The organism is Vibrio nomapromontoriensis (genome assembly GCF_050337205.1).
Classification (GTDB): Bacteria; Pseudomonadota; Gammaproteobacteria; order Enterobacterales; family Vibrionaceae; genus Vibrio; species Vibrio nomapromontoriensis.
In genome coordinates, this window is sequence record NZ_JAKJSS010000006.1 from 886,863 (window position 1) to 899,418 (window position 12,556).

A 12,556-nucleotide genomic window follows, 5' to 3' on the forward strand; every position below is an offset into this window, starting at 1 on the left:
AGTCTCAAATTTTGAACGCGGGTCTTGATTATGGGAATTGGGCACTAAAAGGAGCCGGAGAAACGCCCAGATAGAAGGCTACTGGGCGTTGATAAGTGCTATTTTTCGATCAATTGACCGGATTAAGCGTTGAAAATTTGCTTAAATTCAGCGCTAGATAAGTGGTATTGACGAGGGCAGTTTTTCCAGGTCGCGAGCATGCGACGGTACTTTTCGAGCATCGGCATCTGGCTATTAAAGTGGTGGTCCGCCTTATCAAATTGTGGGTAGAGCCCCTCTGAATCAACTAAAAAACGAACATAATTAACAAGCTGTGCTTCGCTAGCAATGTCAAAACCTAAAAACTGTAGACGACGTTGGTCAACATCTTTACGCTCGTTCTCTTCCAGCATTTTGTTTGATTCTTGCATCGCATGATACATTTCCATGATGTCGATGATTTCACGACATTCATCTTCTATTAGGCAACCGAATTCTTTGTCCATTTCACGCATTTGCAGCGCATAGCCACGCTCGACAATAGTTTGCAGTCTTTTGTACTTGTTTTCACTCTCAGGGCTCAGTTTCGCCATTAAGTAATATTGGTTTGATAAAATTAGACGTTGAGCATTAGTCATTTCCATCTTTGGAGCCTCACTAGAATTTGTCTTTATTATAGGTGGGTGACGACGATGTTTGTCAGCCGAATAGCCACATTTGAATGATAGTTAGATTACCAGTTTACCCCCAAATAGGAACATGATCTGAGCACGAAATTTAGATAAAAAAACGCGCTTTATGCGCGTTTTTATTGGGGGTGAATAAGTACTTAATACTTAACCACGTCGGTATATTGCAAAAGAATATTCTGAATATTATCCATGACCTCTTTTGAAGGGGGCTGGGTTCCCTCAAGAGGGTAGTCGTAGCCAAGTGCTTCCCACTTATGAGCACCTAATTTGTGGTAAGGCAATAGTTCAACCTTTTCGATGTTATCCATGTCTTTAATGAATTCACCTAAAAGATGGGCCGCTTCTGGATCGTCGGTGTAGCCAGGGACGATAACGTAACGAATCCAGGTTTTTTGATTGATCTTGTGTAAGTAACGAGCAAAATCCAATGTGCGACGATTGGAAACACCGATGAAATCTTGGTGTATCTCATCCTTCATATGTTTGATGTCGAGCATGACTAGGTCGGTGGCATCTAGGACCTCATCAACCACATCAGTGTGCTTACGAATGTAGCCGTTAGTGTCCAAGCATGTATGAATGCCTTCCGCTTGTGCTGCTTTAAAAAAGTCGCGCACAAACTCTGGTTGTAGCATTGCTTCGCCACCCGAGCATGTGATGCCACCGCCTGAAGCATTCATAAAGTGACGGTATGACTTAGCTTCAGCAATCAATTCCTCTACTGATACTTCTTTACCACCATGTGTATCCCATGTATCACGATTGTGGCAATACATGCAGCGCATAAGGCAGCCTTGTAAAAAGACAATGAAACGGATTCCCGGACCATCGACCGTGCCACAGGATTCGTATGAGTGAATGCGACCAGTAGTTGACATATGCTCTCTCTAATAACTATTTTTACCCGTTATTTTATTACAAAACCCACTCTCACAACAGCAAAACTGGCGACGACATTCATACTCTTGCTTGATGATTGAATCTGCTTGTTGCTCATTGAATGAATATGTTATAGCGTTGTTAATTAAATTGTCAGTTGTGGTCGCCATTTTCCAACAATAACTAGAATATGCTGGATTTACTGAGTGTTATACGGGTCACCATCTTTATAAAAACGATTGCTGTACGGGGAATAATATGGAAGTTGCTCTATCGCAAAAACAAAAAACATCGCTGGCAATGTTCACCCTTTGGGCAGGGTTCATTATATTAGTGAGCTATATCTTTTATGCGCTCACTAGCTTAAATAGTAAATACGAAAGTCGCTCTGGCATGGAGCGGGCAAGTGCACACTTGGCATCGACACAAATACTGCTGCTTGATACGGTGAATAGACGTACCACTTTGACTGCAGCGGATAAAGGAGTATTTGAAACGAGTCTAATGATGCTTGAACAAAGCGCTGATGTGGATCGTGACTTTTTACAGCGCCACGGCTTTGAAGATCAAAACCAGGTAATGACGGACGCGCTGACGCGTTTTATTCAAGATCTTGCTCCGTGGATAACACTCAAGTCAGAATTTGGTTTTTCTATGGATGACGGCTTACTTGGTCAGATGCACCAGTACAACACTAAGATTGATGTCGCGATTAAGGAAACAGGCATGGTAACGCTAACGGCAGACTTTCAAAAAGTGGTTACCAGCATGCAAGAATTTCTCATTCAACCCAGTGCGGATAATGAAAAAGGTTTCAAGCGAGCACTTGCTGGTTTTATTAATGCGTCGAATGCTTACGCTATGTTGGAGTTGTATGAAAAGGAAGTTCAAGCACTGGAGCTTGGCTTTACGCGCATCGTTGAATTATCCGCAGGTTTGAATCAATTGGAAGGGCAGTTAGAGATCGCTCAAGTCGCAACACTAGCGGCTTTTTCAGATGCGGCTGAACAGCTTGGGCAGCAAGCAACCAGTCTTGCCAATGAAGCTGATAAGGTATCGGGTATGACTCGCGTGTCTGTCGGTATTGCTTGTGCGCTACTGGCATTATTCACAACAGCTATCTTTCTCACCTTAAATGTCTCGTTATCTCGATCACTTAAGCAAACATTATCGGCACTTAAACAAATTGAACAGGGAGATTTGACCACTCGCTTGACGATTACTCGTAATCATCGCGATGAATTTAATCAACTCAAACAAGCAATTAACATTAGTTGTGACAACTTAGGCACACTGGTGGATGGCGTGAAAGAAAATAGCCAGTCATTATCCGCCAGCTCAGAATTACTCGATAGCAGCATCACTGAGCTTGGGCAACATCAGTCTCAAGTGATGGCGCAAACTCAGCAACTTGCATCGGCAACTGAAGAGGTGAGTGTCACGACTCAAGAGATCTCGGGCTCTTTAGAGTATGTCGCCTCGATTAGTAAATCATCGGCAGAGTCAGCGCAAGCTGGTGGAGAAGTGATTGTGGAAACGATCGCTTCTTTTGAGCAGGTGGCAAGCATATTGGATGAGGCCGCGGCACATATTGGTCAATTAGAGCAAGCGTCGAAAAAAATCGATTCAGTGATGGACATTATTAATGGGATCGCAGAACAAACGAATTTATTGGCGCTTAATGCGGCAATTGAAGCGGCAAGAGCGGGTGAGCAAGGGCGTGGTTTTGCTGTTGTGGCGGACGAAGTAAGAAGCCTAGCGGTTCGGACCGTTCAAGCAATCGAAGACATTTCAGGTACCATTGACACCATGAAACGTGAAAGTTCGGAGGTCATTCAGTTTATTGCGCAATCAGACACTTCAATGCAGGTGGGGCGAGAACAGGGTAATCAAGCAAAAGCTGCGCTTGAAGACATTATGAATAAAGCACGAGAAGCGAGTGCTCAGACGGAAGTCATCTTCTCGTCAGTTAAAGAGTTAGCGACGACGTCACAATCAATGGCGAGTAATATGTCGCAGATAAGTGAATCGATGAGCGAACTAGAACTGAGTAATCAACACCTTAAGCAAACTAGTGATTTGGTAGACAGGCGCTCTACCGAGCTATATCAAGATTGTGAGCGCTTTAAGACTGCTTAGCAGGGGAAGTAACAGCATGAAGGAAAATGGAATATAGCGGTAACTATACGTAAACGGTTTGTGTTATGCCGACTTAATAAAAGGTTGAGTGCGAATATTGTGTCAACGCACTCACCTTTCTTGTTTAGAAGAACGCAAATAACGACAGGCCACCGTTACCATAAATTGATTTCTGTGCTTCTTTGTATTCAGCAGATTTAGAGGCAATAAAGGTGCTGACGCCCACATGTTGGTTATACCACGTTGCTCCTAATACCGCTTCCGCTTGCCAAGGTTGAAGTGTAACGTCATAAGCCTCCTTCGGTTCTGGAATACCGGGACGGTTTCCTTGAATGGTTACGTCATTAAAGCGGTATCGAGCCTTAAGCCCAAAGTAGGTAAACCAACCTCGCCTAGACGCACCTATCATCCCCGCCTTAAAAGGGTTTTCGCTACTGATATTTGCTGAACCGAAATTACCGCCTAAGTCCGTTCCCCAGCGAAACATCGCACCCGTTGAAACATCACTTCGAAAATTACCAATATTGGCTTCACTGACGTTAGCTATTTCCCAAGAAGTACTGGCTATTGCTGATTGTCGCTGCCAGTTTATGTGAGTGAGGTAGCCTATGCTGCCGGCAAACTGGTCTTCTATTTGATACTCCCAGCCCTGCGGTTCGCTAGAACCGACGAGAGAGTGCACCAACTGTTGTGCTTTATCGGCAAATGAGCTTTCGCCCGTTGCCCCTAACGTTAGATTGAAACGCTGAGCTTGTTCAGGATGTAAGCTAATGTAGTTAAATTCTGCATGGAAATAACCTGCGTAAGGTCGATCATTTGCAAGGGGTTTAGTGGATGCGATATTTGAAGGCGTCCACATTTTATGCCCGAGCTGAAATTCAACTTTATCTAGTGATGATGCCCCCCAATAGCTAAGACTCAGTGGGCGAAATAATGTATATGGCGTAATGGCGCCACTGGTATAAGAGAGGAAAATGCCATTGGTATAATCTTCATCGGTGCCAAACACACCATCATTGTCGATTGAAAACGAGAGGGTAGAGCGCTCTGAAGAAAGTGCGCTAGAACTTAGTAACAGTAGTGCGCTAGCACTAAGCAACATGAAAGGTGAAGCGGTGGGGTATTTCATTATGAGTCACTCTCTTCAAATACGGCGTGTAGAGGTGTAATAAGTTAAGACGATAGTGACACGTTTGTGAAGGGAGATTAGTGATCATGTAGTGAAAACGTTATCAATGACATAGAGGAAATTGTAAACAATCCTTACTCAATGAGATTTACCGGTCATATCGATGATGATGAGACGGCAGGCATAAAAAACCTCGCCGAAGCGAGGTTTTTATCTCAATCAGTATAACGCTTGTCTGTACGAATTTAGCTATACAGACAGAGACTCAGTTATAGAGATTCAGTGAACGTACGTGCGATTACGTCTGCTTGCTGCTCTGCTGTTAGAGAGTTAAAGCGAACTGCGTAACCAGATACACGGATGGTTAGCTGAGGGTATTTCTCAGGGTGCTTAACAGCGTCTTCTAGAGTACCGCGGTTAAGAACGTTCACGTTAAGGTGTTGACCACCTTCAATGCCAGCTTCGTGGTGGAAGTAACCATCCATTAGGCCTGCAAGGTTAGCACGTTGGCTGTCTTCTTCTTTACCTAGCGCGTTAGGAACGATAGAGAACGTGTAAGAGATACCATCTTGTGCGTCAGCAAACGGTAGTTTACCTACAGAAGTAAGTGAAGCTACAGCGCCTTTTTCGTCACGACCGTGCATTGGGTTAGCACCAGGAGCGAAAGGAGCACCAGCACGACGACCATCTGGAGTGTTACCTGTCTTCTTACCATAAACCACGTTTGAAGTGATAGTAAGGATAGACTGTGTAGGGATAGCGTCACGGTACATCTTAAGCTTACGGATTTTGCCCATAAACGTAGAAACAAGTTCACATGCAATATCATCAACGCGTGCGTCGTTGTTACCGAATTTAGGGTAATCGCCTTCGATTTCGAAATCTGTTGCGATGCCGTCTTCGTCACGAACAGGTTTAACTGTTGCGTATTTGATTGCAGACAGTGAGTCAGCAGCAACAGAAAGACCTGCAATACCACACGCCATAGTACGACGAACGTCACGGTCATGTAGAGCCATTAGAGACGCTTCGTAGCTGTACTTGTCGTGCATGTAGTGGATGCTGTTTAGAGCAGTCACGTATTGCTTAGCTAGCCAGTCCATGAATGTGTCTAGGCGACCCATTACGTCATCGTAGTTAAGTACTTCGTCAGTGATCTTGTCGCCAACTGGGCCAACTTGCATCTTAAGCTTCTCATCAACACCACCGTTGATTGCGTAAAGCATAGTTTTTGCAAGGTTAGCACGAGCGCCAAAGAACTGCATTTGCTTACCGACGATCATTGGCGATACACAACAAGCGATTGCGTAGTCGTCAGAACCTAGGTCAGGACGCATTAGGTCATCATTTTCGTACTGGATAGAAGAAGTATCGATAGATACTTTCGCACAGAACTTCTTGAAGCCTACAGGCAGTTGCTCAGACCAAAGAACCGTGATGTTTGGCTCTGGAGAAGGACCCATAGTGTATAGGCTGTTTAGGAAACGGAAGTTAGTACGTGTAACTAGTGTACGACCGTCGATACCCATACCACCCATTGATTCTGTTGCCCAGATTGGGTCACCAGAGAACAACTCATCGTATTCAGGAGTACGTAGGAAACGAACCATACGTAGCTTCATTACGAAGTGGTCAATCATCTCTTGAGCTTCAACTTCAGTGATTTTGCCAGCAGCAATATCACGCTCGATGAAGATATCTAGGAAAGATGAAGTACGACCTAGAGACATTGCCGCGCCATTTTGTGATTTAACTGCAGCTAGGTAGCCGAAGTAAGTCCACTGAATCGCTTCTTGAGCAGTTTGAGCTGGCTCAGAGATGTCGAAGCCGTATTTAGCTGCCATCACTTTGATTTGGCCAAGGGCACGGTGTTGCTCTGCAATTTCTTCACGAAGTTGCATTGTTGCTGCTAGATCTTCGCCGTTTTCAAAACGCTCTTGAAGAGAAGCGAACTGAGCTAGCTTGTCCTTCATTAGGAAGTCGATACCGTAAAGTGCCACACGACGGTAGTCACCAATGATACGACCACGACCGTATGCATCAGGAAGACCAGTCAGAACACCAGATTTACGACATTTTAGGATATCAGGCGTGTAGATATCGAAAACGCCAGCATTATGTGTTTTACGGTATTCAGAGTAGATTTTTGAAACCATAGGGTCAAGAGTACGACCGTATGCTTTACAAGAACCTTCAACCATACGTACACCACCGTTAGGGATGATTGCACGTTTAAGTGGTGCTTCAGTTTGAAGACCAACGATAGTTTCTAGATCTTGCTCAATGTAGCCTGCATCGTGTGCAGTGATGGTAGAAATAACAGAAGTATCGAAATCTACAGGCGCTTTAGTTGCGTTCTCCTGCTTGATACCTTCCATTACTTTAGCCCAAAGCTTGTTAGTTGCTTCAGTACCTTCAGAAACTAGGAATTCTTCGTCACCTTCATAAGGTGCATAGTTCTTCTGGATGAAATCACGAACGTTTACTTCGTTTTGCCACTCACCTGCCGCAAAACCTTCCCAAGCTTTAGCAAATTGCTCTGCCATGACATACCTACCTTGTTAGTAGAAAAAACACGTACTGTTCTCGGATATCGAGTGCTCTCCGAATGGAGAACCAGTACACACATTAATAAAAATATTTATGGTCAATCATAGTATCGGATTAATCATAGATATTGTTATTCATCACGTTGAAATCAAGAGTACACTAAAAATTTATTGTAAAACTTAAACTAAATCAATAAAACTTAAAAAAGTTTGATAAAAATTTGGGTAGTGATGCTCACTACCCAAATAAATCACTGCGTTTTTACAAGAATGCTGGAATTCCGTACTGGCCTTCTAGCATACCAACAGCGAGCATTGCTACCAAACAGATAACAAAGACGCCAACAGGAATGACAATCTTGTCTACAAAAGATAGACGAGATGCACGCTCTTTGTCACCAATGAGTCCATTATTATCAAGGAACATGGTTAGTGCCCAAGCTAGCACTGGGTTGGCAACAACTGCGGCAAAGATACAGATACCGGCAGCTTGTGAATCTTTTGTTTCACGAACCATTTGCATACCCGCTTCAAGTAAAGGAAGGAATACACCGACCAATAAAGCAACGCGCATAACAGGAGGCCATACCGCAACGTCCATTGGGAAGCCAAGGATCGCAACGATGATACATAAAGAACCAAGTAGAATCGCACCCGCTGGGATAGGACGCTTAGCGATAGCAGCTGGGATCATATAAGTACCCCAAGATGATGTGATGTTACCACCACCAACCGCTGTACCGACCATTTGGCGAACAGAACACATAGTCATTGTGTCATCCACGTCCATAAGTACTTTTTCAGTCTTACGTGGGTAGTTTAGCTCTTGGAAGATACGGTGACCTAGGAAGTCTGGAGACCACATCGCAACGGCTAGGATTGCAAATGGAAGAGATGCAATGAAGTGCTGCAGATTTGGAAGACCAAGCATCCAACCTTCAGTTTCGCTGCCCCACCAGTAAACAGGGTTTAGATTTGGAAGACCCATTTCAGTTTCAAACGTCAGGTCGAAACCAGCACCTAGACCAAGCGCGATTAGAAGTCCGGTAACGGCACAAACTGGAATCGCTAACCAACGCATGTTGATTTTAGCAAGGTACGCGTAGACCGCAATGTTGATACCCAACACAATAAGACCGACGTAACCCATGCTACCCGCATCAACCGTAGCAGATTGAAGGCCGACCGCCCACTCTTGGATAGAACCGATTTGACTCATGGTCCCAGTAAAGCCTAGGAAAATGAGCAAGCCACCTGCGGTACCTTGAGAAGTAAGGTTAACCAGTTTTGAACCACCCTTAAAATAACTTAAGAGTAAACCAAACACACCAAGAAGGATTGCTAGTGCAAGTGGGTGAGCGCCCGCAAGTGCAATTGAACCAATCAATGGGATCATTGGGCCGTGGTTACCGGCTAGGTTAGCTCTTGGGTTAAAAAAGCCAGAAGCAAGAATACAGAATAGCAAGGCAGGGATAAGCATCTCTACACGAGCAACTTCGATGGCAAATTCTTTACCAAGGTTCACGTGGTCCCATGCTGCGGTTAAACCATCAGCCCAAGACATCATTACCGCAGAATACATTGCGATAATACCAATAGTACCTGCCAAGGCAGGTACTAAATCTTCGAGCTCAAAGCGGAAATCACGGCCAGGAAGGTTTAATCCATAGCGGCGTGGTTTCATGATTTGAAGTTCGTGGTCTAGGTATTCAGAGCGGCTGGCAAACTCAGAAGCAGGACGATGAAGCTCTTGATAGCTTTTGGTCTCAATATCTGAATCAGAATGCGCTTTATTGACGGCGTCTGACATAGATTCCTCATTATAAAAAAGTTAGTCGTTTGGTGTTTTAGTCGTTTGGCTTGATAGAAGAATACATTCGCTGAATATGAAAATGGATACTTGCACGCGACTCGCGTGCTTAAGAATAGACGATATCCATTGGTAATAGGCGAATTATTCGTGCTATATCAATGGAGCTGAGTCTAGCAAGCAACGCTAACAGCTTGATTGATCTTGATCACTTTAAGAAATAATGTGAAAGAAAATTACAATCGATGTTTGAATCTGCGCACTTGGTTAACATTCACCGTAACTCACTTTCATAACTTAACAATATGAGTCAGGTTTACTAAGTAGAAGTTAAGATAAACTAAATAAAACGTCGTCATTTGGCACATTCTTTGCTTGGTATCCGGTAATAGATCGGCATGGCAGCGCTTTGCCGCACAAAAAATCAGCTAGGAAAGAATGATGAAAAAAAGAGTAATATTGCCGCTAGTTGCCGCGATTTCTACAGCAATGGTTGGGTGTGGTGGAGGTGGCGGTGATAGTGGTGGCTCAAATGGGCCCGCACCAACCGTATATAAATGGCAGGTTATCGATGTTTATCAGGATGAGCGCAATAATATACAAAATGGGTGCGCTATATTATCGAAGATAGAAAACTCTACTAAGGTTGTTGCGGCAAGAACTGCAAATACTGGATACAGAATTCTATTTCATGATTCTAAAGGTGAATTCATATCAGATAAAACAATTGAAGGTACGAGTCTTCCTTCAAGTGGCATTATATCTATCCCCAAATCTGATATTAGTGATGGAGGATATGTAACACTTGAAGAATTGATTGGAGGGGTTGCTGGAAATCGTTTTTCGTACATGTTTAGTGTGCAAAAAGAGCTAATGCAGAACATGACGATAGCGATTCGTACTCCAAATACACATAATTCTTGTTATCGAGGTGAACAAGAATTAGAGGATATTACTGTCTCTGATGCATTAGTTGCGGTCGCTTCAAATGACAACCCTAGCTATTATCGAACAAGTGCTTCTGATGGAAGAGTAAGTGGAGGAAGTACTGCATTGAGTGTCCCTGTTGTTTCGAATTATCCAGCAGCTGAGAAAAAGTTGGTGACAGCGTTCTCTGATTACACAAACAGTATGCCAAACGATATGATTAGTTATGGCATTTTGCCAGCGAGTTCTGTCTATGTATCTTCTATGACTCCACCTGGAGCGGATATACTAAGTAGCTTAGGAATAGATAGCCATAGCTTGAGTTTGCAAAACCTAACATTAAAAGGTAGTCAAAGTGCAATTAAAGCAGTCATAGGCAATGAAGTGTATGACTGGCAAGGGGTTAATGTACAAACAAATAATTATAGTTATGTTCCTACTGATGATTTGCTAAAAAATTGGTCTGCTGAAATCTATGCTGAAACAAGTATAGGTAACTGGTTATATCTAGGTATGAGACCAATTAAGGGGCAACCACTGACATTGACCCAGCCATCTGTTACAGACTTTTCGTCTACTAATATTGGGTCATGTGGCTCAAATGATTGCGTTGTTTCAACCAGTTTTAATTCAAATGACTATACAGTTCAAAGGACGTCAATTCGTTCTAAGACAACTAACAGTTTGGATATGTATCAATCTATATACGCCCAACCTTCAAATAACCAAGTTTTAATGAAAAGCCCTAGCGAAGTACTAGCACCGTCCGTATCTGATAGTATCGAAATTGGATTAGTTAGCTCTACTGCTTCGATTTCAATGGTAGCGTCATATTTAATGGAAAATTCATACAGCGCAGAAGATAGCGCATCTGCAGGGAATGAAGATTTTACTGATTATAATGGCGTCATTAGACTATCGACTGACTCTAAAAATCACCAAATTCTAATGATGGATGAAACACTAGATTTTGTTACGAACAGAATAAATTAGTAAATCCATTCATTCTTTGGTTCATCAAAAGCCTCATATTATGAACTGACCCCCAATAGTTGGACACCAATTATTGGGGGTCTTTTTATGTCCAAATATAGTCGTGAGTTAAAATGTGTCATTGCTAAACAATGCTTAGATGGCGCGTCATCTCGCTATTTAGCAAAACAATATTCAATTTCTTCGAGACAGATACGGTATTGGGCTCAAGTCTTTGCCATCCACGGTGCTGGTTCGTTTTTACCAACTAAGCATGCTGCTACTGCTCAGAAAAAACGAAAAGCATTAAATTTAATGTGGACGAATGATTGGTCTCTCACGCACACTAGCGCAGTATTAAACCTCTCATCCCCTGGGATACTCTCTGTCTGGCTCAAAAGATTTAATGAGCTCGGTATCGAAGGGCTCAAAATGCGCCAGAAAGGAAGACCCTCAATGAAAAAGCAACCTCAACGTACCACCAAGCCTGATAATGAAATGACGCTTGAGGAGCTAAAAGAGGAGTTGGTCTACTTACGAACCGAGAATGCCGTTCTAAAAAAGTTGGAAGAGTTGGAGCAGGAAAAAAACCGTCGAACAAAGAAAAAGCGGTCATAGCTCTARCTCTTAAAGGTAAGTACCCATTGAAGCATTTACTGCACACTCTACAGTTGGCTAAAAGTGTCTTTTATTATCAGGCTCAAACGAGCAAGCGCCCAAATAGCTACGAACGTGAACTGCGGTTGATAAAGTCAATTTATCATGAACATAAAGGTCGATACGGCTACCGCCGTATTCACTTGGAACTAAAAAATCAGGGGTTCGCGCTTAATCACAAAACGGTTCAAAGGCTGATGGCTCAGCTCAACCTTAAATCGACGGTCAGGATTAAAAAGTATCGTTCATACCGAGGAGAGTCGGGAAAGCCTGCTCCCAATGTGCTTGAAAGAGATTTTAGTGCGACTCAACCCGACGAAAAGTGGGTAACGGATGTCACGGAGTTCAAAGTCAAAGAGCAGAAAGTTTACTTGTCTCCTCTGGTCGACTTATTTACTCAAGAGGTGGTTGCTTATAGAGTGGCTAAAAATGCGTGCTTGCCGCTTGTCACGGAGATGCTGACGGAAGCCATATCAAAGCTTAAACCCAACTCAAAGCCAATTATACATAGCGATCAAGGTTGGCAATATCGCCATAGACAGTATCAAAAAAAGGTAGCGGAGAGTGGTTTAACGCAAAGCATGTCGAGAAAAGGTAACTGCTTGGATAATGCTGTTGCTGAAAACTTTTTTGCTTTGCTCAAAACCGAGATGTATCACAACCAAAGCTTTGAAGATGCTCTGATAGAGCAAATCAAAGAGTACATCGAGTACTACAATACCAAGCGTATAAAAGTGAAACTGAAAGGCCTGACTCCGATAGAATATCGAACTCAGGCCTTAAAAGCCGCTTAACAGAAATGTCCAACTTTACGGGGTCACTT

At 43.2% G+C, this 12,556-nt stretch carries 9 protein-coding genes; 4 read left to right on the top strand and 5 right to left on the bottom strand.

Annotated features, from left to right (window positions below):
• Positions 1-122: 122 nt before the first annotated feature.
• Both L4D05_RS04095 and pflA read right to left on the bottom strand, forming a co-directional pair.
• The gene (locus tag L4D05_RS04095) at positions 123-623 is read right to left on the bottom strand and encodes a YfbU family protein (RefSeq protein WP_428753653.1); all 501 of its coding nucleotides are present in this window, start codon (positions 621-623) and stop codon (positions 123-125) included.
• 185 nt (positions 624-808) lie between these two features.
• The gene (pflA, locus tag L4D05_RS04100) at positions 809-1,549 is read right to left on the bottom strand and encodes a pyruvate formate lyase 1-activating protein (RefSeq protein ID WP_428753655.1); all 741 of its coding nucleotides are present in this window, start codon (positions 1,547-1,549) and stop codon (positions 809-811) included.
• A 259-nt stretch (positions 1,550-1,808) separates the two neighbouring features.
• Here pflA and L4D05_RS04105 point away from each other — a divergent pair, with 259 nt between their 5' ends.
• Positions 1,809-3,689, top strand: coding sequence for a methyl-accepting chemotaxis protein (locus L4D05_RS04105; RefSeq protein ID WP_428793108.1), 1,881 nt, complete (start codon positions 1,809-1,811; stop codon positions 3,687-3,689).
• Between the two features lie 124 nt (positions 3,690-3,813).
• Here L4D05_RS04105 and L4D05_RS04110 read toward each other — a convergent pair whose 3' ends face one another.
• From L4D05_RS04110 to L4D05_RS04120, 3 genes are all read right to left on the bottom strand, one after another.
• Positions 3,814-4,791 (bottom strand): lipid A deacylase LpxR family protein, encoded by a 978-nt coding sequence (locus tag L4D05_RS04110; RefSeq protein WP_428793127.1) that lies wholly within the window; start codon positions 4,789-4,791, stop codon positions 3,814-3,816.
• A 296-nt stretch (positions 4,792-5,087) separates the two neighbouring features.
• A complete protein-coding gene (pflB, locus tag L4D05_RS04115) occupies positions 5,088-7,364 on the bottom strand; it encodes a formate C-acetyltransferase (RefSeq protein WP_428753660.1) in 2,277 nt (758 codons plus the stop codon).
• Positions 7,365-7,629: 265 nt separating this feature from the next.
• Complete coding sequence (locus L4D05_RS04120) at positions 7,630-9,177, bottom strand: DUF3360 family protein (protein ID WP_428793109.1); 1,548 nt, start codon at positions 9,175-9,177, stop codon at positions 7,630-7,632.
• 438 nt (positions 9,178-9,615) lie between these two features.
• Here L4D05_RS04120 and L4D05_RS04125 point away from each other — a divergent pair, with 438 nt between their 5' ends.
• The 3 genes from L4D05_RS04125 (at position 9,616) to L4D05_RS04135 (ending at position 12,527) form a co-directional block, all read left to right on the top strand.
• A complete protein-coding gene (locus L4D05_RS04125; protein WP_428793110.1) occupies positions 9,616-11,097 on the top strand; it encodes a hypothetical protein in 1,482 nt (493 codons plus the stop codon).
• Between the two features lie 87 nt (positions 11,098-11,184).
• Positions 11,185-11,694 (top strand): helix-turn-helix domain-containing protein, encoded by a 510-nt coding sequence (locus L4D05_RS04130; protein ID WP_428793111.1) that lies wholly within the window; start codon positions 11,185-11,187, stop codon positions 11,692-11,694.
• On the top strand, positions 11,691-12,527 hold the full coding sequence (locus L4D05_RS04135; protein WP_428793128.1) for an IS3 family transposase: 837 nt from the start codon (positions 11,691-11,693) through the stop codon (positions 12,525-12,527). Before L4D05_RS04130 ends, L4D05_RS04135 begins: the two co-directional genes overlap by 4 nt.
• The last annotated feature ends 29 nt before the right edge of the window (positions 12,528-12,556 follow it).